General features: G+C 62.3%; 27 protein-coding genes. 8 read left to right on the forward strand and 19 right to left on the reverse strand.

Annotated elements, in window-relative coordinates; genetic code table 11:
- The 9 genes from HT136_RS25065 to HT136_RS26445 form a co-directional block, all read right to left on the reverse strand.
- A partial coding sequence (locus HT136_RS25065) for a VirB8/TrbF family protein (protein ID WP_246544435.1) occupies nucleotides 1–250 on the reverse strand: 250 nt, incomplete at its 3' end.
- A gap of 11 nt (nucleotides 251–261) precedes the next feature.
- Nucleotides 262–600: a hypothetical protein gene (locus tag HT136_RS25070; RefSeq protein WP_144401056.1), complete on the reverse strand. Its 339-nt coding sequence runs from the start codon at nucleotides 598–600 to the stop codon at nucleotides 262–264.
- A 59-nt stretch (nucleotides 601–659) separates the two neighbouring features.
- On the reverse strand, nucleotides 660–1,688 hold the full coding sequence (locus HT136_RS25075; RefSeq protein WP_039396150.1) for a TrbL/VirB6 family protein: 1,029 nt from the start codon (nucleotides 1,686–1,688) through the stop codon (nucleotides 660–662).
- A gap of 33 nt (nucleotides 1,689–1,721) precedes the next feature.
- Entirely contained in the window at nucleotides 1,722–1,979 is a 258-nt protein-coding gene (locus HT136_RS25080; RefSeq protein WP_039396152.1) for an EexN family lipoprotein, read from the reverse strand.
- Complete coding sequence (locus tag HT136_RS25085; protein WP_039396155.1) at nucleotides 1,976–2,695, reverse strand: TrbJ/VirB5 family protein; 720 nt, start codon at nucleotides 2,693–2,695, stop codon at nucleotides 1,976–1,978. The genes HT136_RS25080 and HT136_RS25085 overlap by 4 nt, the downstream gene beginning before the upstream one ends.
- A gap of 1 nt (nucleotide 2,696) precedes the next feature.
- The gene (locus HT136_RS25090) at nucleotides 2,697–5,063 is read right to left on the reverse strand and encodes a VirB4 family type IV secretion/conjugal transfer ATPase (RefSeq protein WP_039396158.1); all 2,367 of its coding nucleotides are present in this window, start codon (nucleotides 5,061–5,063) and stop codon (nucleotides 2,697–2,699) included.
- The gene (locus HT136_RS25095) at nucleotides 5,056–5,394 is read right to left on the reverse strand and encodes a VirB3 family type IV secretion system protein (RefSeq protein ID WP_039396160.1); all 339 of its coding nucleotides are present in this window, start codon (nucleotides 5,392–5,394) and stop codon (nucleotides 5,056–5,058) included. Before HT136_RS25095 ends, HT136_RS25090 begins: the two co-directional genes overlap by 8 nt.
- A gap of 1 nt (nucleotide 5,395) precedes the next feature.
- A complete protein-coding gene (locus HT136_RS25100) occupies nucleotides 5,396–5,716 on the reverse strand; it encodes a TrbC/VirB2 family protein (RefSeq protein WP_039396163.1) in 321 nt (106 codons plus the stop codon).
- Nucleotides 5,717–5,735: 19 nt separating this feature from the next.
- Entirely contained in the window at nucleotides 5,736–6,863 is a 1,128-nt protein-coding gene (locus HT136_RS26445) for an LPD7 domain-containing protein (RefSeq protein WP_343222316.1), read from the reverse strand.
- On the opposite strand from HT136_RS26445, the gene HT136_RS26675 reads away from it, so the two are divergent.
- Nucleotides 6,750–7,055: a hypothetical protein gene (locus HT136_RS26675; protein WP_343222317.1), complete on the forward strand. Its 306-nt coding sequence runs from the start codon at nucleotides 6,750–6,752 to the stop codon at nucleotides 7,053–7,055. The two genes, HT136_RS26445 and HT136_RS26675, sit on opposite strands and share 114 nt — an antisense overlap.
- Here HT136_RS26675 and HT136_RS25110 read toward each other — a convergent pair.
- Both HT136_RS25110 and HT136_RS25115 read right to left on the reverse strand, forming a co-directional pair.
- A complete protein-coding gene (locus HT136_RS25110; protein WP_039396168.1) occupies nucleotides 7,022–7,627 on the reverse strand; it encodes a lytic transglycosylase domain-containing protein in 606 nt (201 codons plus the stop codon). The genes HT136_RS26675 and HT136_RS25110 overlap by 34 nt on opposite strands.
- Nucleotides 7,624–7,992, reverse strand: a complete 369-nt coding sequence (locus tag HT136_RS25115; protein WP_039396171.1) for a hypothetical protein — start codon at nucleotides 7,990–7,992, stop codon at nucleotides 7,624–7,626. Before HT136_RS25115 ends, HT136_RS25110 begins: the two co-directional genes overlap by 4 nt.
- A gap of 196 nt (nucleotides 7,993–8,188) precedes the next feature.
- On the opposite strand from HT136_RS25115, the gene HT136_RS25120 reads away from it, so the two are divergent.
- Entirely contained in the window at nucleotides 8,189–8,758 is a 570-nt protein-coding gene (locus HT136_RS25120) for a helix-turn-helix domain-containing protein (protein ID WP_242405084.1), read from the forward strand.
- Here the strand turns inward: HT136_RS25120 and HT136_RS26755 are convergent.
- From HT136_RS26755 to HT136_RS25145, 5 genes are all read right to left on the reverse strand, one after another.
- Nucleotides 8,750–8,962 (reverse strand): helix-turn-helix domain-containing protein, encoded by a 213-nt coding sequence (locus HT136_RS26755; protein ID WP_039396174.1) that lies wholly within the window; start codon nucleotides 8,960–8,962, stop codon nucleotides 8,750–8,752. The genes HT136_RS25120 and HT136_RS26755 overlap by 9 nt on opposite strands.
- A gap of 3 nt (nucleotides 8,963–8,965) precedes the next feature.
- Complete coding sequence (locus HT136_RS25130) at nucleotides 8,966–9,574, reverse strand: UPF0149 family protein (protein ID WP_039396177.1); 609 nt, start codon at nucleotides 9,572–9,574, stop codon at nucleotides 8,966–8,968.
- Nucleotides 9,575–9,600: 26 nt separating this feature from the next.
- Nucleotides 9,601–10,083 carry a hypothetical protein gene (locus HT136_RS25135; RefSeq protein WP_039396180.1) on the reverse strand — a complete coding sequence of 161 codons (483 nt, stop codon included), beginning with the start codon at nucleotides 10,081–10,083 and terminating at the stop codon, nucleotides 9,601–9,603.
- A 42-nt stretch (nucleotides 10,084–10,125) separates the two neighbouring features.
- Nucleotides 10,126–10,632 (reverse strand): helix-turn-helix domain-containing protein, encoded by a 507-nt coding sequence (locus tag HT136_RS25140; RefSeq protein WP_242405086.1) that lies wholly within the window; start codon nucleotides 10,630–10,632, stop codon nucleotides 10,126–10,128.
- Between the two features lie 159 nt (nucleotides 10,633–10,791).
- Nucleotides 10,792–11,043 (reverse strand): helix-turn-helix domain-containing protein, encoded by a 252-nt coding sequence (locus HT136_RS25145; RefSeq protein WP_039396183.1) that lies wholly within the window; start codon nucleotides 11,041–11,043, stop codon nucleotides 10,792–10,794.
- A 205-nt stretch (nucleotides 11,044–11,248) separates the two neighbouring features.
- Between HT136_RS25145 and HT136_RS25150 the strand changes: the two genes are divergently transcribed.
- Both HT136_RS25150 and HT136_RS25155 read left to right on the forward strand, forming a co-directional pair.
- Nucleotides 11,249–11,644, forward strand: a complete 396-nt coding sequence (locus HT136_RS25150; protein WP_039396186.1) for a hypothetical protein — start codon at nucleotides 11,249–11,251, stop codon at nucleotides 11,642–11,644.
- Nucleotides 11,645–11,823: 179 nt separating this feature from the next.
- Nucleotides 11,824–12,849 carry a helix-turn-helix domain-containing protein gene (locus HT136_RS25155; protein ID WP_246544437.1) on the forward strand — a complete coding sequence of 342 codons (1,026 nt, stop codon included), beginning with the start codon at nucleotides 11,824–11,826 and terminating at the stop codon, nucleotides 12,847–12,849.
- Between the two features lie 494 nt (nucleotides 12,850–13,343).
- On the opposite strand, the gene HT136_RS26760 is transcribed toward HT136_RS25155, so the two are convergent.
- From HT136_RS26760 to HT136_RS25165, 3 genes are all read right to left on the reverse strand, one after another.
- Nucleotides 13,344–13,670, reverse strand: coding sequence for a Rap1a/Tai family immunity protein (locus tag HT136_RS26760; RefSeq protein WP_223178489.1), 327 nt, complete (start codon nucleotides 13,668–13,670; stop codon nucleotides 13,344–13,346).
- Nucleotides 13,671–13,745: 75 nt separating this feature from the next.
- A complete protein-coding gene (locus HT136_RS25160; protein ID WP_228165648.1) occupies nucleotides 13,746–14,150 on the reverse strand; it encodes a PepSY domain-containing protein in 405 nt (134 codons plus the stop codon).
- Entirely contained in the window at nucleotides 14,147–15,037 is an 891-nt protein-coding gene (locus HT136_RS25165) for a DUF1259 domain-containing protein (protein WP_008603797.1), read from the reverse strand. Before HT136_RS25165 ends, HT136_RS25160 begins: the two co-directional genes overlap by 4 nt.
- Before the next feature lie 195 nt (nucleotides 15,038–15,232).
- Here HT136_RS25165 and HT136_RS25170 point away from each other — a divergent pair, with 195 nt between their 5' ends.
- The 4 genes from HT136_RS25170 to HT136_RS25185 all read left to right on the forward strand — a co-directional run bounded on the left by HT136_RS25170 (nucleotide 15,233) and on the right by HT136_RS25185 (nucleotide 19,047).
- Nucleotides 15,233–16,156: a chromate resistance protein ChrB domain-containing protein gene (locus HT136_RS25170; protein WP_008603798.1), complete on the forward strand. Its 924-nt coding sequence runs from the start codon at nucleotides 15,233–15,235 to the stop codon at nucleotides 16,154–16,156.
- Between the two features lie 2 nt (nucleotides 16,157–16,158).
- Nucleotides 16,159–17,556 (forward strand): chromate efflux transporter, encoded by a 1,398-nt coding sequence (gene chrA, locus HT136_RS25175; RefSeq protein ID WP_017184237.1) that lies wholly within the window; start codon nucleotides 16,159–16,161, stop codon nucleotides 17,554–17,556.
- 74 nt (nucleotides 17,557–17,630) lie between these two features.
- The gene (locus tag HT136_RS25180; RefSeq protein ID WP_017184236.1) at nucleotides 17,631–18,299 is read left to right on the forward strand and encodes a superoxide dismutase; all 669 of its coding nucleotides are present in this window, start codon (nucleotides 17,631–17,633) and stop codon (nucleotides 18,297–18,299) included.
- Nucleotides 18,300–18,387: 88 nt separating this feature from the next.
- Complete coding sequence (locus HT136_RS25185; RefSeq protein WP_214202548.1) at nucleotides 18,388–19,047, forward strand: Cj0069 family protein; 660 nt, start codon at nucleotides 18,388–18,390, stop codon at nucleotides 19,045–19,047.
- Nucleotides 19,048–19,093: the final 46 nt, after the last annotated feature.

A 19,093-nucleotide genomic window follows, 5' to 3' on the forward strand; every position in this document is an offset into this window, starting at 1 on the left:
GGCCTTTGAGCGCGGTCACGACCTGCGTTTCTCCGGTCGATTTGTCGACGCGGATCACATAGGGCTCGACGGTCTTGAGCGGGGCCAGCATGGCGACCGCCCCGGTCGAGACAAGCGCCATGGCGCAGGCGCACCCCGCGACAGTCCAGGCAACCCGCCGGGACTGGATTGCGGCGCGCATCCGGTCGTATTCGAACGTCCGCGCGCTTTCGAGGTACTTGCCTTTGTCGGCGGCTTTGACCTGGGCCATGAGACGTTTCCTTATGAGCAGGGAAGGTAGGAAAGCTCGATCTCGCGCTCATCGCGCGGCGAGAGAGCGGGGGTGGGATTTGCAGCCTGGGCTGCGGCGCTCGCGGCGGCTGCGGCCTCTTGCGCTTCGGGCGGAATCGGTGTGTCGCTGGACGGGCTCGATGCCGGAGTGGCGGGCCACCCGCCGCTCTGCGAGGGCGGGAGCGGCACCGGCAGATTGGGCATGATCGTGCCGTACATGTTGGCCGGACGCCGGTGCTTGCCGTCACAAACGGCAGGCGGCTTGATGTGACTCCCGGTGCATCCGCTGAGTGCAAGCGCACCCAACGCTGTGAAAATCAGCGCTTTCATAAAAACTCCGTCAGCAATGTGCCGCGTTAGGGGCGTTCAAAACTCATTCGCAGGCGACCTCATGTTCTCGTGGCGGTGCCTCCCGCCCGTCCGGCAGGCGCCGACGGGCGGGAATTGGCAATGCGGCGGAACATGAGGCGATTGGCCAGGATGTTCGCACCAGTCTGAAGGAAGCCGTGGCCGCCCGAGGAGGCGCCACCGGCGATGCCCGCCGCAATCGAGGGGGACTGGAAGAAGAAGACTGTTCCCACGATGTAGATGATCACGCAGGAAAGAACGCCGATCGCGATACCCGCAGCGTTGAGAACCATTCTGCCTCCGCTGGTAGCGATGAACATACTGCCATCGCCAACGGCGCTCATGATGTCGTCCATCACCTGTTGCTCGAGGCCTGTGATGAACTTGGTCATGATAGCGATGACCACCATGAGCAGGATGTAATTGGCCGTCTGCTTCAACCAGCCATCGAACAGCCAGCGCGAGGAATTGAAGAGCAGACAGGCCAGGGCCAGCGGGGCGAGAGCCACGCAGATCGCAACGGCCAGCTTTGCGAAGATGACGATGCAGAAGCCGACAGCTGCCGACAGGGCAGCGAAGATGTAGAGGACGATGATCGCGAGGAACGCGACGAAATTTGCGAAAAGCTTTTCGGCGGCGAGATCAATGTCGGTCAGGCCAACCGTCTGGCTTTGAACTTTGTCGTTTTCGTCGGAAATGATTTGGGCGATCTTGTTCGTATCCGAGACGTAGGTGTCGAACGTCGTGCCCGGGTTGGTGACCGCTGTACCCGATCCGGCCGCAATGATTTCGGTTGGGAGGTTGGTCGCCACGTTGACGACGAAGGCCGAGTAGCCGACAGCACTGGCCGCCGCGAGCGCAAAGCCGACTTTGCCGGCCTGGAATACCAGTTCGCGCAGTGGAGCCTGGATGGCTCCGCGCAGGACTGCAAACCCCAGAAGCAGGAAGTATATCGTTGCGGCAACGCCCAGAGGCGCGGCGACAAAGCTGACGAGGCCCGACCCGAAGCTTGAAACAGCCGTGTCGATGGCGGTTTCGACATAACCGTACATCGACGTGAATGTGATCATTAGGCTCATGGCGCCAGACCTCGACAGTTAAGATTACTGGAAGAGCTTGGCGTTCTGTTCCGCCCTGGCCTTTTGCAGCAGGGCATTGGAGGCAGCCTGCGCCGAGCCGCACATCTTGCTCTGCTCCTCGATCCCGAGGTTGCTGTATTCGCCCTTCGTGCACTTCTGCATCCAGTCCGACAGCATCTTGGGGTTCGCTTCGAATTCGGCTTCGGTCGGAACCTGCACCGGCTTGCTGCAGGCGGCCACAGCTAGGAGTACAGAAAGCGCAATCCACTTTTTCATGGTCATTTCCTCAGGATGTTGTCGTCGTAGAGAGCCGAGTTGTCGGCAGCGCGAGCTGTGGTTGCTGCGGCATTCGCGAGCTGGTTGCGCCCTGACTGAGCCATCTGAAGCGCCTGCATTTTGAGCTGGTCGTTCTGGAGCTGGGCCTGTTCGGCGGCGATGCGCGCCTGAAGGTCCATCACGTCCTTGGGGTCGGTCGCGGTGTCGAGCTTGGCTTGCAGCGTCTGGAGACCGGCCATGCGAGTTTGCGACACCGCCAGCGTGTTCTCGCCAAAGGCGGCCGTTGCAGCGGCCGAGCCGGTCGCGTCCTTGAGCGCCTGGTTGTAGGCCGCATCTGCGCTCGATGTTCCCGACAACAGGTATTGCGACTGGATGCTGCTTGCGGACGAGCTGAGCGAGCCGATCTTGGACAGATCACCGCCGAACAGCGTGCCGGCGTCCATCGTCGTGGTGGGCATTATGTTGCGCACCGAGCTGTTCGACAGGTTCGAGGCCACCGAGTTGATGTTGGTGAGCTTTTGCAGCGAGTTGAGCTGATTTTGCGCGGTCTCGATCTGCTGCACGCCCTGGTCGATGATCTTGGCGGTGTTGGTGACAGTCGAGATCGTCTGGAGGTAGGTCGAGGAATCGAACACCGGAATGCCCTGCGCCGCCGCGGGGGTTGCGGCGAGACCGAGCGCGAGCGGCGCGGCTCCCAGCAGCACAATGGTCTTGATGCGCATTTCAGCTTCTCCTTTCGTTGGCGTAGAAGAGCGGCAGCCATGCCGCCGGATCGGTGCCCGCCTGGGCAATGGCGGCCTCCATGACCTCCAGCGTTTCCGCACGGCCGGAGAGAACCGAGAGTTCGTCGAGCATCCCGTTCAGATCGAGCTTGGCGACAATCGAGGTGTGTCCCTGCTTGATGAGGAAGCACCGGCTTTCGGGTGTCAGGTCTTCCTTAATCAGCCGAAATTCCGTTTCCGTGAGGCCAAGGCCCTCGCAGTAATCCGAACGCTTGGCGTCCGAGTTGGGCAGGAGAATCTTGGTCGCGGTCTGCTCGATGATCGAATGGGCGATCGAGGAGCGCAGCGCGTCGGCGGGCGACTGCGTACCGAAGACCATGAAGGCGTTGCGCTTGCGGAAGGTCTTGAGGCCGTCCTGTGCGAACGATTTGAAGGCCTCGTCTTGCAACGCCTTCCAGAACTCGTCGATATCGACGACGACGCGCTGGCCGTTGAGCAACTCATCCACGCGGTGGAAGAGGTAGAGCATCATGGGCGTGCGAATTTCCGGGTTTTCGAGGAAATCCGTCATGTCGAACCCGACGAAGCGGACTGCCATCGAGACTTCATCGGCCGGGCCATCGAACGCCCACCCGAGCGCGCCGCCCTGGCACCAGCGCTCGAGCCGCGCGCCAATGCCTTCGGCGTCGGCATAGCCGAGCATTTCGCGAAGCGCGCTCATCGAACGTTGCGGCGCGGGCAGACGCATCACGGCATCGAGGCCCTCATCGATGGTGCGCTCTTGCGTGACGGTGAGAGGCTGGTTCTCGCGGCGGACCAGGACGCGGATGAACTGGCGCAGGAAGGCCATGTTGTCGTGGGTCGGCTCCAGCCCCTTGAGCGGGGCAAAGCCGGTCGGCTCGCCGTTGCGCAGCGCGAGATAAGTGCCTCCGCAGGCACGCACGAAGATTTCCGCGCCGCGGTCCTTGTCGAAGAAGATCTGCTTGGCGCCGGTCTTTTCGAGCTGGGCGAGCAGGAAGTTTTGCAGGACCGTCTTGCCGCCGCCCGTAGGGCCGATGATGAGCGTGTGGCCAATGTCGGCGCGGTGGAAGTTGAACCAGAAGGACGAGCCGGCGCGCGTCTTCAGGAGCGTCACCGCCTCGCCCCAGTGGTTCCCCGACTTGCGACCCGCCGGAAAGGTATGGAACGGGCTCATCGCTGCGAAATTGCGGCTGTTGATCACGGCGGGCCGCGCCCGCATCTTGAAGTTGCCGGGAAGCTGCGCCCAGAAGGCAGCTTCCAGCGCGACGTCCTCGCGCGCCATCACCATACCGGTGTCGGCGGCAGCGGCGCGCGCAATCGATAGGCGTTCGAGCAGCCGCTTGGGATCATCGTCGATCACGGCAATCGAGAGGTGATGCTCGCCCATCACGAAGCGGTTCGACATGAGATCGTCGACGCCATCGAGCAGTTCCTCGGCCTGGCTCACGCCGGCATCGTCCGAGGAGACCATCTGCTTGTACTTCTTCTGGAAGCGCTCGGCCGCGACCGACTTCACCAGCGGCGCGAAGCTCTGCGTCAGCACATAAGGAAAATCGAGCGTCAGGAGGCTGTTGAACTGGCCGCTGCGCGTGTTCGCGACGTACTCGCGCACGCCGAACATGCCGAGAAAATGGGACCTGTCGGGAAGCCGGATCTCGGCGGCCTCGCGCCCGAAGATGATCCGCGAATTGTAGATCGCCTGTCCGAGCCGTCCGTGGACAAGGGGAATGCGGATGCGGTCGCCGGTCTGAATAAAGTGCAGCACTTCCATGGGCTGGGAGAACAGCACGCCATTGCGCTCGTAGAGCGAGAGCGGCACCGGGTTGGTGTCGGCCAGCATGCTTTCGAAGTCGCGGCACTTGTCAGCCATGATCGCTAAGGCGCGATCATCTGCGGCGTGGCTGGCATCCGCCTTGCCGAACAGGCGGGTGAGCTGGTCGCCGGCCATGTTCGAGGGGCGCACGACGATCGTGACGTAGAACTCGTTGTGGTAGAGCACCTTTTCCTTGAGGCGCTCCGAATAACTGGCTTGCAGGTCGCGCGCGAAGGCGGACTGAAACTCGCCGTCCAGCTCGGGATTGGTGGCGGTGCGCACCAGGTGCGTCCAGACGGCCACGCGGTCATCGCCGATCGTGCGCCAGGCGATATTGAGCTTGTTGTGCCAGGTGTTGAGGTCAGCAATGTCGCAGGTTTCAAACGGGCGCCCATCGACCCGGTACATGCGCATGAGCGAGCCGTCAGCCAGCGCAACCACGGTGTCGTTGACGTGCCGGGTGTAGGGGATGAACTTGATGTCATCCTCTTCGCGAAGCGTGACCTGTTTGTGCTTGAGGGCGAACCTAGTCATTGCCGAACTGCCTGCGCTTCACGCCGGTCTTGAGGCGGACGGGAGAGTAGCTCCCGCCCCCCCAGAACTTGCGATTTTTGGAAATGAAGGTGGTCTGGAACCACAGGCCCCAGAGCCGGAACGCGTTGAAGTCGTAATGCACGACCATGCGCGCCGGGAAGTAGAGAGCGCCGAAGAGGGCGAGGGGATAGAACGGGTTTCCGACGATCCCCCACAGCACCATGCAGACCATGATGATCGGCAGGATTGCCTCGAGCGGCAGACCCATGAACACCGATGGCCGGGTCATGGCGAGAAACACCTTGTCTTCGGCGATCTTTTCCGTGTCCATGTCAGGCGGTGCCACCCATCCAGCCCACGATCGTCGTGGCGGAGAAGATGATGCCGATCCCGATCAGAACGGTGACGGCGCGGCCCCAATCCATGCGGCCGGTGAGCTTGGCGTAGCCCACTGCCATGATGGCGATGACGCCGACCACCGAGGCAATGGTGATCATCCAGCTCTCGATGGTGTCGAGGCCGGTTTCGATGCTGGTGGAGGCGAAGGCGGCCTGGGACACCGCCATGGAGGCGAGGATGCCGGCAACGCCGACAATCTGGCGGGCGCGACGATCCGAGAGGATGCGACGCGCGGGACGACGAGAGAACTTCATAGACTTCTCCATGTTGAGGTTACCGTTCCATCTGGTTGGTTTGGATCGGCTCGATCTGCCGAACCGGCGCCGGTTCACGAACCGACACATCAAGGCCGCGCCGCAGCACGTCCGAGATCATTTGGCGGCCCTCCTGGGAGACCGCCTCGATGCGCTGCTCATCGCCCTGGAAGGCGGCTTCGAGGTGGCGGCGCATTTCCGCTTCCGCTTCGAGCGCGTTGGCAAGTCGGGGCTCGGCCTGGCGCTGCTCTTGCGTGCCGCTGAGATACAGGTCGGCCAGCTTCTCGTTTTCTCGTTCTGCGGCCCGCGCCCTGTCCTTGCTCGCCAGGAACTCGGAGAAGGCGTTGCGCTCCTGAAGGGCTTCAGCCACCAGCTCGTCACGCGCTGCCTTGCCATCGGGCGCTTCAAGACCCCGGCTGCGCGCCAGTTCACCAATTTCGCTATTCTGATCGCGCAGGTATTCCCCGACGGTCTTGGAAAGGTTGCCCTGGTTCCGTGCCGTGTCCGCAATGATGCTTTCAGACATGAGATTGCGGGCGGCCAGGACTTCGTTGCTGACCCCGGCATCGCCAAGGCGCATCTGCGCGGAGGGCTGCTTCAGGATGAACTCGGAAACGGTCTGGTTCGACAGCGATGGATCTTCGCGCAGAACGTCATTCAGCTCCTCGACCAGCGCGCTCTTGCGCTTGAGCAGGAGGGAGGTGACGTCCTCGGGGCTTTCATCGTGGCCAGCCTTGGCAAGACCGGCAGTGACGGTCTGCGCCGGGTTGGGGTTGGCCGCATCAATCGCGATCTCCGCCGCCTCGACGACCTTCTCCACTTCTCCGTCTTTCTCGGCCTTGTCCCCCTTGCGCAGACGCTCCGCGTCCTTGCGCTCGCGTTCGGCTTCCTCACGGCGTTGGCGCTCAACGGCTTCACGCTCGGCAAACGATGGCTCGTAGCCATTGACCTCGAGGCCCGAACGCGCCGCGGCCTGCCATACAGCCTTGCGAAATTCGGGCGAGCCGTCGACCGAGATGCCTTCCCAGCCATTGTGCTGCGCGAGCTTCACGAGGTTCTCGACCGTCTCGCGATCGTCGCGGTTGGCAACGATCCGCTCGTTCGAGATTTCGAGCGCCGGCGTCTGGACATTGCCCGGTGCGAACAGGCCGACCCGGCGTTCCGCTTCGGAGCGGCCATCGATGGCGCGGATTTCGTACCGCTTGGCAAGATCGTCGGGAATGGAGAACGCTGCCTGGGGGACAGTTTTCCGAGAAGCGTCCCATTCTGCGGCCCGAGGGGCCTGCGCGATGCTGTTTTCTTCGCTCATTGGAAGACCTCGATTCCGGTGCTGGCCTGACCGAACACCCACTGTGCAGGCGCTTCAATTGAGCTGTCCTCCTGCGGCATGGAGGTCAGGATGGACGGGGAAGAGGAAAGGTCGGGGAGTGCGGGGGGCGTTTCGATCGCACCGACGCGCGCAGCAGCGGCCCAGACGCGCTTGACGTAGCCGTTGCGAAAGCCCCGGCTCATCGAGCCGGTGTTGTAGAGCGAATAGGTGACGCTGATCGCGTCGAGGCCTGTGTAGTGCTGGCTCGCCCGCGCGTAGCCTTCTTGCAGGACGCGCGAGGCAAGGCCGAGGTTGGTGCACGGATCGAAGGTTTGTTCGATCGTCGTACCGAGACGTGCGAGGTTTCTCGAGTTGATCTGGCCAAGACCAATGTCGACCGAGTGCCCGGCCGCCACGTAGCGCTTCACCAGCGCGACCGCGTCGGCGAGGTTCGAGGCGTTCACGCGCGGCCCCTTGTTGACGTTGATCGCGAGAGGATTGCCCTGGCTTTCGGCGACGAGGAGGGGAACAAGCGCTTCTGTGGCAACGCCTGGAGCGCATTGCTGCGCGAGCGCAGTGAGGGCGGCGACGGTGTAGATCATCGGCCGATCGTCGTGACCGTCGAGGTCTTGGTGTTGATGAGATACGCGCTCGTGGTGCCGTCGTTCTGCGTGCTCTTTACGTAGTAGAGCGTCTTGCTCAGCTTCTTCGTCTTGGCCGAAACGCCGCCTTCCGAGCAGGACGGAAAGGAGCCCCCGAGCGCCAGCGTCTTCCAGAGCTTTGTGATCGGCGGCACGCACTCAGCATAAGTCGTGGGCGAGCCGGGGGTGGCGAGGCAGAGGATGACCTGACAGCCCCAGGTCGAGGCGTGGGCCTCCTGCGGCGCTGCGGTGGCGAGCGTTCCGGCTGCCAACAGCCCGAGCCCACCGAGCAGATTGTGGTATTTCGCAAGCGGACGATCGAACATGAACCAGCTCCCTGTTTACGCTGACGAGCGTTGCGCTCTTGGGTCTGGATATGTGATATATAGAATATTCAGTCGTCCAGCAATATGCAATTGGCTATTGCTGTACTGTTGGTATCGTGAAGCCTCGATCTTGATGGAGACCGGGGCAATTTCTACGGCGCGCCTGCTGGCGTGAAATCACGGCCTTGCGTGAAGAATGAAGAAGGTGATGCTTTTGCCCAAGACTGTGGTGTTCCTGGCTGAGACTGGAAAATCGCCCTCGCTTGCCGAGCAAGCGTCGGCTTGCGTGCGCGACGGCGATCTTGTCGTGAGTGCCCCGCAGGTCAGCTTCAGCGAGCTGGAGAAGCTGTTGGGCAAGCTTGGCAATCCGCTTGTGTCGGGAGACACCATCAAGTTCCACGATCTTTCGTGTCTGGCGCTCAGCACCACGACGGTCCTTCGCCTGATGCTCAAGTTCCTCAAGGCCGGAATCTCGATCGAGCTTTGCGGCCTTGGCGTGACAATTACCCCGGATCGGGAGAGCGATCTGTTTCTTCTGGTCGAAGCCTTCGACAGTCACTGGCGGCAGATCCACGGGATCAAGACCAATGCAAAGCGTGAGGCGAAAGCGGGACGTAAGCCGCGCCTCACGCTCGAGCAGTTGCCTGACATCCAAAGGCGTTTGGCCGAGCCGGGCGCAACGCATGAGAGTGTGGCAAAGGACCTGGGTGTCGCTCGCTCCACGCTCTTCGGCTTTTTGAAGGCGCATAAAGATGTGTCAGGCTGATTGAAGAAGGTCGGCTGGCGGCATCCCGAGCGCCGTGCAAAGTCCCGCCAGTTCAGTCAGCGTTATGTCCCGGGCCTTGCCTTCTAGAATGCTTACGATGCGGGCTTCGGGCAATGCGCTGGCAAAGGCAAGGTCAGGGACCGCTAGTTTGCGCTCCTGGACCGCGCCGAGCGTTCGGAGGTAAAGGGTTCGATACACCGACATGGCTCAACTGCCTGCGCGACGGGAGGCAGGCATAGCCGATGCGGTAGTGCCGCCTTCAACGATTTGGCGGCGCTTCTCGTACATCATGGGAAGCAAGCGTGAGAGCACTTCCCATGAGCGGGCCGCGATTTCGGAAAGGGCCTGCGCCTCCGGGTGGCTGGCGATGTAGCGGCGGGCTGCATTGCCCATTTCCCCTACGGCATGGCTTCCCAGAAGCGCAAGCAGACCGCCTTCGCGCTGACCGGCCAGCAGATATTGCCACATGTCGAGATCGTCGGCGATCGCTTCGTAGAAGCCGCTGCTCCAGGCGGTAAGGTCAAATTCACCATCAGCCTTCACGGCAAGGATCGGCACATAGTGCGGGTTGCTGGCCGCCATTTGCACACGGGCCTGGTCAAGGCGTGCCAGCAGTTCCTTGCGCGCCCGCGTTTCAACGAGGTCTCGCGACACGGCCTGCTCCGAAATCGGCCCCATGATCGCATCTAGCCACTGGCTGTCCGGCATGGGCTCGAGCGACATGAGGGCCCCCGCTAGAAATCCATCGGCCAGATGGAGATCGGGACGTGTGCCAGGCGCTTGTGCCTGCCACTGGCGGTAGCTTGGAAAATCCATGGCGCTTCCTTGCGATTTGGGGATAGTCAGCCCGAGGGAAGGTTCCTGAAATCTTGCCAGTCGCGTTCAGGACCGAAGCGCTGGGAGCGCCGTATGTGAATGATGGTGCCCACGATCAGGCTGACCGTGGCAGTGAAGGTCGGCGTCTGGCTCATGAAGACCACGACGATCGGGCGGTTCACCATGCCGAGGTAATGGACTAGGTGGGTCAGCACCGAGAGCAATTCCATGGCCGTGCAGACGATCGGCCACATGCGCCGCGCCCGCGCGGCGATCAGCCCGAAACCGGCCAGCCCGACGAGATCTTCGGCAACCGAGATTGTGCGTATCGCCTCTTGCGACAGGCCCACTGTCTGAATGAGGGCGCCTTCGAACCAGGTCATCATGAACATGATAAGCAGGACGCCCGCGCCGGCGCGTTCGGGGTCTCCGCCCTTCCAGAGGCTGAGGCCAATCGCGACGAAGATCGTCGCGAGAAAGCCGAAGTAGAGGATCTGCATCACGCCCATTGCGAAGAGCCATTCACACGGGCGGCCGCGATCAAGCGTGAATTACAACAGTCTCTCCAGAGCATCCGCAATCACCAGGACCAGAGCCAGCGTGAGAGCCATCATGAACGCCAGTCCAATGACAGCCACGAACCGACCGGACGGACCAAAGTGGAGGTCGAGGCGATCGACAAGCGTCATGCCCTGGGCGTTGGCCTGGGATAGGCTAGGGGTGGCTAGGGCGGCAGGCGCGAGATCCTCGACCATGGAGGTCGTCCGGTTCTTGCGCTCAGGATCATCGGCCCCAGCCTCGATGCCAACCTGCGACGGTTCATATATCAATGGTTCGTATATGGAATCGTTATGGTTTTCTGCGATTTCCCGCAATTCCCGGTAAAGCCGCACGACCTCTTGGCGGGTGGGAAGATTCCATTTTGTGCGAACGCTTGAGACGCGCTGGTCCACGGTGTGGCGTGAAATGCCCAGCTCATTGGCGATTTCCTTGCTGGTCTTGTGCAGACACAACTGGTCGAGCACCTCGACCTGCTTGTCGGTCAGGCTCTCCAGCATTTCGCTGGCAGTGTCCGCGTGTGCGTCCCAAAGGCGGCATGGTTGGTTCATGGCGTCTGTGCCGTGAACCGTAGTCCATTCACCGCATCAGGGTAGCGCCAAGGGCATGCGCCGTGCGTGGTATGCGATGGATCGCATGGTTTATAAATTGAAGGGATTTCAGGAAGCTGACTGCACCGTCAGAAGGTCAATCGCAGAGCAACCGAGGCCCTTGGCAAGTTGTTCAACGACTTCGAGCGTGGGATTGGCCTTTGCACGTTCGATGAAGGATAGATGCGAGGTGGCGACACCGGACCGAATGGAAAGCTCCACCTGGGTCATTTTAAGCGCGGCACGGCGCTCTTTGACGTTCGCGGCAAGGTGGGTCGCCAATTCTGAAGCTGCCTCGTCCACGTTCAGATATTGCGCCATACGTCGTGTCCGCAGCCTTCCATCAGATTTGCTCGGGAGTTAGAGCTTCCCATTATCTATAGCGCATCTATCGCCCAACGCTAATTTTTGCGTTTAACTACCTTGCGGGGTAGTTGGTTTGACAAGGCGGCACACGTCACATACAGCTTGGAACATGGTTGGAACGTCTGCCTCCGAACGAGTCGTCGCGACTCCCGCTGCCTGCATGAGGCGAAAGCGGGAAGCGCTCTATGCGGCCGACTTCGTGCAGTGCAAATTCAATATCCCTGCCAGCTTTCGCAAACGCCTGAGCGACTACAAATCGGCGTACAAAATGCGCGGAGTGGAGCAGGTCGTCATGGCCATGTTGGACAAGGCCATGACCAACTACACGATCGAAGAAATGCGTGTTCCGCCGCCGCCCAGCGACGGCACGAGCGCCAAGCAGATCGCGATTCATCTTCCGCGAGAACAGCATGCTTTTCTCGAAGCGATTGCGCACCGCAATCGCGGCGTGACGCTTGGCGTCGCGCTTGAAACTGTTGGGGCTTACGTCAGCGAACTGACGCCTTCACCCCAGCAATTGCCACTTATTGGAGAGGGGGACGCCGTGAGCGGATAAACGAAGCCCGGCACGAAGGCCGGGCGTCGGGGTCGCTATCAAGTGGTTGGCGCCACTTAAGATCGCTTACAAATCTAACGATCAGATAGCCTCCCCCGTCCAATCTGTCAAGGATTAGCGCGCTTCGCGCCACGTTCCTGCTTTGTCTGCGCACGGCCTCTCGCACGAGGGGACGAACGATGCTGCATACCCTAAACTCTGGACTGAAAAATGTGCCCGCGGGTGCGGTGGCGGAGCTGCGCGCCAGCGGCGTGCGCGACGACGACATTCGCGCTGCCTTCGAGTTCCAGGAACAGCAACGACGTGCCGGCGCGCGTGTCCTTCCCTTGCGCGTCATTTGTGGCATTGAGGCGCCCACACGTGAGGCACGGTCCAGTCTTAGTGCCACTGCTTCGCGGCTTGCCGGCACCAAGCCCAGAATGCAGGTGCGACGGGGCGGAACGCACGTCACGCGTCGAGCGGTTTGGGCTGGAAGTGTCCGCACCGGCGATGCCGCCGAAGCCGAGTTCGTGCGCGCGATCGACACCGATCAGCGCAAGCGGCTTGCCCGCGCTTGCTATCTGGCTTTCGATCGGGGGCGCCAGTTGGCTGCACAGAAGCGGCAGGGGCGCGAGCTGACCGCCGAGGAAGAGCAACTTACGCTCTTCACCCGTTCTTGCCGGGACATGATGCTAAAGATCCTCGACGATCTGCACTACCGCAAAGGGTGGTGTAACCCATCCTATGAAACGCTCATGCGCTGGACCGGCCTTGCTCGTCGCGCGGTCCACTATTGCATCAATCGGCTCAAGGGCCTGGGCTTGCTCGAATGGATCAGGCGCTACGACTATTCCTCCGACAGCGAATTTGGAGCGCGTTCAGAGCAGACCTCGAACCTCTATCGTTGCCAGCTACCCGACTGGCTAGCGAAGATGGTCGGCCTCTTTGCGCCTGTCCCGGCCGATGAGGAGCAGCGTCGGGCCGAGGCACTCGAACAGAACGCTGACATGCTGGCGAGCGTTGGTGCCGTCGAGCGCCGCCACATGATGCCAGAGGACAAAGGCTTGCGTGCAGCGCTCATTCTCGCCGGAGAACTTGCGGCCCAGCGTCGGTCGACCGACGCGAATACCCGTGAGTGCAATCACTGCACTCCTCCTCATACTTATTTTGATATCTTAAAAGGAACCAGAAGGAGTTGCCCTAGTCGGGCAACGCGTAAGCCCTGACGGGCTATGAAAATTGAAGCGCCGCGACCCATAGAAAGCTCAGTTCGATCCTGAGAAGGCAGTCCGTCGGCTACGCCGCCGGGGTGCTCCCAGGGGGAGCAAGCCGATATGGCCGTGCTAAATCCGCTTGTTCGGTTTAGTCGTATAGTGCATTAATGGACTATGCCGAACACACCGGAAAGCGCCGCTCGACAGATCGTAAAGGATCTAAAGGGCATCTGGCATGGCCGATATGGAAAGGCTTGTTGCCCAGCTCATAGTGATCGCCGCGCCTCACTTTCGGTGACGCCCGGGCGCAAAGCCGTCCTCTTCCAGGCGTCACCTCAAGGTTTGTGCGCCAGACAACGATTTGGCAGACATAATGCGAACATCGGCTAATTAGCGAGCTTGAGGCGCGACATGGGATCGTTGAGCTGGCGGAATTCACCGCCAGGCGGACGCTCCGCCTGCCCTCAAAGGCAGCCGCCGGGCAGGCTACGCCGCGGGGTACGATGCTACTGACATGGCCAAGCCTTCGCTAACGAGCGTTCAGCTCCGGCCACCATATGAACACTCATAAAATAGCTATTCTGCTCCGCCCAGCGTAAATATGCCGCGCGCAGCGCCGATCGGTCATAGCGTGGAGCGCGGCATTCCGCTTTTCGCGCGACGATCATCATGTCGAGCACGCCTTGGAGGTAAGCGCCGCATCGCGGCTCATTCGCTTGACAGCTTACGAACAACGCCGAGCCCGTCGCCGACGCGGGTTCGGTTTGGCCGATCGCACTATCAGGCAGGGCGGCCAAAGCGGCGCATAACAATATCCATCGCCTTGGCCGCATTTTCGTCTCCTATTCCGCAGTATCATTTCGGAAGGGGCGCACGGCCCTCGACGGCCGGCGCCCCGTGCTGATCCATCATTCGCGGCCGAGCACCTGGCCTTCGGGCGTGACGAACAGTTCGATCGTCTTTCCGTCGCTGTTCTTGCCCTTGATTTCATAGAGCGTGCTTCCGTCCGCCTTTCGGGTGACTTGCTCCGCTTTGCTTATTGACGCGAGTTGCGCGCGTGCCGCGTTCATCGCGGCCTCGGGCACCTGAGCAAGCGGGATGTCTCGTTCGCTGTGCTTGCCGATTATCCGGTTTTCGTTCGCCTCGTGGTTTTGCGCGATCGCCACGCCCGCGATCGCCAGCGCGGCCGCGCCCACGCCTGCGACAACAGTGAGAGTTCGTTTGCTAGCCATGTTCCATTCCACTTCCTGCATAAGGGCCGTGGGGTCGGGCGGGCGGCGGTTACGGCCCAATGAGCCGTCGTCCGAGTTCAACTCCTCTGATTGTTCATCCTGTCGAGCGCCGCGCGCAGCCCACGGGCGAGCTTGGCTGCGTCGTCGTTGGCCCAGAAGTGCATGAAGAACAGCCGCGGCTCGTCGTTTAGCATATGATTATGCAGCGCCGTGACCTCGATCCCGTTCGTCCGCAGCACGCGCAGGACCGGATCGACCTCGTTTGCGACAAGTACGAAATCGCCGGTGATGGCGGCTCGGCCGTCCCCGGTTGGCTGAAAGTTGATCGCGGTCGCCGTGCCCATCGTCGGCGGAGTCTCCATATCGCCGTCCATCAGCCGCTCGGCGCGCGGAAAGCTGTATTGGAGGATGCCACCGGCCGTCTTGCCCTCACCGCCCATCAACCGGTTGAGCGCGGCCACATCGAGGTCGAGCCGCGATGCGGCTGCGCTGGCCGAAGGCGATTGCGGCGCGGCGAGCGGGGTCCGACTGGCTGATAGCGCTTGCCGGAGCGCGGCCGCGAGCTTCACCGGGTCGCCGTGGCCGGCAATGTGCATGTACATGGTCGCAGGCGAAGAGCGGAGCAGGTGATTGTGGAGCGCGGTGATCGTAAAACCGCTTGCGAGCAGGCGGCTCAAAACGGGGTTCACCTCGTCGTGGGTCAGCACGAGATCGCCCATCACCATCGCCTCGTCGCCCATCGGCTGAAACGCCGCCCAAGAGCCGAGCGCGAGGGAGGGCTTGATCGTCACCCCATCCAGCGTGACGCTCAGGTCCGAACGCGGGAAGCTGTAGCGGTGAACGCCCCCCGGCTGTTCGGCCCCCGCTCGTCCTATCGCCCGGTCGACAGCCGACCAGTCCGGCGCTGCCCATGCCGGGCTTGCCAGCAGGAGGCTGGCGAATCCCAAGGCGATGGTCTTTTTCAGCATAATTGATCCTTCATCAGCGCACTCGACACGGAAAGCCTCACGTCATGCGAGCGCGCCGCCGGCGAGCCGCGACATTGCGCTCCGGTTTCTTTCTTCGGGATAAGCAGTCCTATGCTCATGAGGCTTGTGATGCAACCCTTACACTTGTAGGCTAGTGACGATACAACTATGACAAACACACAAGCTTCCCCTTGGTTGCTCCTGATCCCGCAGCTTCCGGCTAAGCCTGCCTATTTGCGGGTGAAGGTCTGGCGGCGTTTGCAGGCGATCGGGGCCGCGCCGCTCAAGAACGCCGTCCATGCGCTCCCCAATCGCGAGGACACGCGCGCGCTGTTCGAAGAACTGCATCGCGAGATCACCGAAAATGGCGGCGAGGCGCTGATCCTCGAAGCGCGCCTTGTCGGCGGCATGGGCGATGCGGAGCTGCGCGGAGTGTTCGACGCTGCGCGTGACGCCGACTATGAGGAGTTGGCACGCGAGGCGCGCGCGCTGTGTGAGGGCGAGTATGTCGCGGCGGCGGATGTGGGCCGCCTGCGCAAACGCCTGAACGAGGTCGCCGCGATCGACTTTTTCGGTGCGCATGGTCGGCAGGCGGCACAGGCCGCCATCACCGAGGCGGACCGCCGCTCTCACCAACATCCCGATGTGAGCGGCCCCGGTGCGCCCGAGCTGACCCCGGCGGAGCTAAAGCGCCGCGTTTGGGTGACGCGCCGCCATGTCCATGTCGATCGCATCGCGTCCGCCTGGCTCATTCGCCGCTTCATCGACCCCGAGGCGAGCTTCAAGTTCGTCGAGGGCAAAGGATATGTGCCGGAGCCTGACGAACTGAGGTTCGACATGGCGGACGCTGAGTTCACCCACGAAGGCGACCGCTGCTCCTTCGAGACCTTGGTGTTCCTCACCGGTCTCGAGACCGACCCCGCGCTGCGGGCGCTCGGCGAAATTGTTCACGACCTTGATATTGCCGATGCTCGGTTCGAGCGCCCGGAAACTCCGGGAGTGAGCGCGCTTATCGCCGGCATCTGTGCCGGCACCGACGACGACGAGGAGCGGATCGCGCGCGGATCGACCGCGCTCGACGGATTCTATGCTCACTTCACCCGGCGAAAAGAGGACTAAAGATGGAGGCCAGCGCACGCGCTGAAATCGCAGTCGAGACGCTGCACGAGCACGGCATCAGCTTTGGCGAGGCGGTGCGCGTCTGGATCAGGGTCGCGCTGCTCAGCTTCGGCGGACCGGCGGGCCAGATAGCGGTGATGCATCGCATCCTGGTCGAGGAGAAGCGCTGGATCGGCGAGGAGCGGTTCCTCCACGCGCTCAACTATTGCATGCTGCTGCCCGGCCCTGAAGCGCAACAGCTAGCTGTCTATATTGGCTGGTTGCTCCATAAGACCAAGGGCGGCCTGGTCGCGGGCGCGCTATTCGTGCTGCCCGGCTTCCTCGCGATTTTAGGGCTCAGCTATGTCTATGTGCTGCTCGGCGAAGTGCCGCTGGTCGAGGGATTGTTCTTCGGATTGAAGGCCGCCGTGCTGGCGGTGGTGCTACAGGCGGTGGTCCGGGTGGGTTCGCGTGCCTTGAAGAACAACGTCATGCGCGGTTTTGCCGCGCTGGCGTTCGTCGCGATCTTCGTGCTCGACGTGCCCTTCCCGCTGATCGTGCTTGCCGCCGCGCTGATCGGCTTCTTCAGTGGCCGCGCTGGTTACGCCGCATTCAAGGGCGGCGGCGGACATGGTCCCGCCGGCGCTGAGATAATCCACGACCGCGACACCGCTCTTGGCGAGGGCCTTCCCGACCATGCCCGGCCGAACCTCTCTTGGTCGCTGCGCATCTCCGGCGTCCTGCTGCTGCTCTGGCTCGGGCCGGTCGCAGCGCTGCTGTTCGCGTTCGGCCCCGACGACGTGTTCAGCCGCATCGCCACCTTCTTCAGCCAGATGGCGGTGGTGACCTTCGGCGGCGCCTATGCGGTGCTCGCCTATGTCGCGCAGGAGGCAGTCGAGACCTATGGCTGGCTCCAGCCCGGCGAGATGCTCGACGGGCTCGGCATGGCCGAGACCACGCCCGGGCCGCTGATCATGGTGACGCAGTTCGTCGGCTTCCTCGCGGCCTTCCGCGAAGCGACCGGGCTGCCGCCGCTCGTCGCCGCGACCTTCGGCGCAATCCTCACCACCTGGGTTACCTTCCTGCCATGCTTCCTGTGGATCTTCGCCGGCGCGCCATTCATCGAGCGGCTGCGCGGCAACCGCGCATTGTCGGCCGCGCTTTCGGCGATCACCGCCGCAGTGGTCGGCGTGATCCTCAATCTGGCGGTCTGGTTTGGTATCCACACTCTGTTCGAGCAAGTCCGCGAAGTGCCGTTCGCAGCCGGCACCATCGATCTCCCAGTCCTAACGTCCGTCAACTGGCCGGCGCTGGCGCTCGCGGTGGGTGCGATACTCGCCATGTTCCGGTTCAAGGCCGGCATGCTGCCGGTGCTCGGCGTCTGCTCGGTCCTCGGGGCCGCATATGTAATGATCATCTGAAGGAGTGACGCGTGACGATCGACCATCTTTCCCGACGCAGTGCAATCGCAACTCTTGGCATCGGAGCCGCCGCCATGACTATCAACGAAGCCTCTGCGCAGACGCCGGCCGCAGCGCCGGCGGCTGTCCCCGCCTTTGCCGGAAATCATCAGGTCAAGCCGCTCAGGTTCAATCCCGCCAGGCTTCACGGCCTCTCCGAAAGGCTGATCACATCGCACCACGAGAACAATTATGCGGGCTCGGTCAAGGCCCTGAATATGATCGAGACACGACTTGCCGCCGCGCTCGCTGACACGGACCTGCCGCCGGTGGTCTATGGCGGATTGAAGCGCGAGGAGCTGCACCGCACCGGCTCGGTCGTGCTCCATGAGGTCTATTTCGACGGGCTCGGCGGCAACGGCCAGGCAGCCGGTTCCATCCGCGACGCGCTGGGCGCGGCGTTCGGCTCGTTCGACCGCTGGGAAGCCGACTTCCGCCGTACCGGGATGAGCCTTGCCGGCGGATCGGGCTGGTGCGTGCTCGTCTACAATCTCCACACGCGCTCGCTGCACAACCATTGGGCGTGGGATCATATGCACGGTGCGATTGCCGGCGTGCCGCTGCTCGCGCTCGATATGTACGAGCACAGTTTCCACATGGATTACGGCACCGCCGCCGCCAAATATGTCGACGCCTTCTTCCGCAACATCGACTGGGAAGTGGTCGACCGGCGCTATGCCGCGGCTTTGCGCGGCGGCGGCTGAACCCGACCGCCGTGGCTTAACACCCACTGCTGCGCGACACCTGAGTTCGCGACCACAAAGGGGACAGGTCCGATGGGGAGATGCAACAATGACATCCGGCCCGAACATCGCTCTTCTTTGGCGTGGGCAAGCAGCCGAGTGGACGCATCGCTTTCATGAAGCCCGGCAGTGGCCGATAATGCAGGCCTTGCGGGCGCTCGGGGCGACCGCAAGGCCTGTACTGTACAGGGACGAGGCGGTTCGCGAGATTCGGGACGAGCTGCTGTCGTGCGACGCAGTGCTGGTCTGGGTGAATCCGTTGGACATTTCAGGCGACCGCTCGCAGCTCGATCCAATGCTGCGCGAAGTCGCGGGGTGCGGCGTTGTCGTCAGCGCGCATCCTGACGTGATCGCCAAAATCGGCGTCAAGGAAGTGCTCTACACAACGCGATCCATGGAATGGGGCAGCGATGTCGATCGATACGTGGACGCTGAAGGCCTTCGCGCTCGTTTCCCCGAACATCTTGCCGCAGGCCCGCGCGTGCTGAAGCCGAACTACGGCAACGGCGGCAGGAATGTATGGCGTGTCCAACTAGACGAAGCGGGAAACGCTCCGGCTTTGAAAACGTCGGTGAAAGTTCAAGAGGCCCGCCAAGGAAGCAAATCGGAGCGCATCAGCCTAGCCGAGGGCTCTGTTGCAAACATTGGTGACGGCCGGGCAGCGTCACCCCGTCTGGGGATCAGGCAGCATTGGCAAAATGCTGATTGAGCACGTCCATGGCCTCGGTCATGACCGAGGGGCCAATGCCAAATGC

The organism is Novosphingobium profundi (genome assembly GCF_018491765.1).
GTDB lineage: Bacteria > Pseudomonadota > Alphaproteobacteria > Sphingomonadales > Sphingomonadaceae > Novosphingobium > Novosphingobium profundi.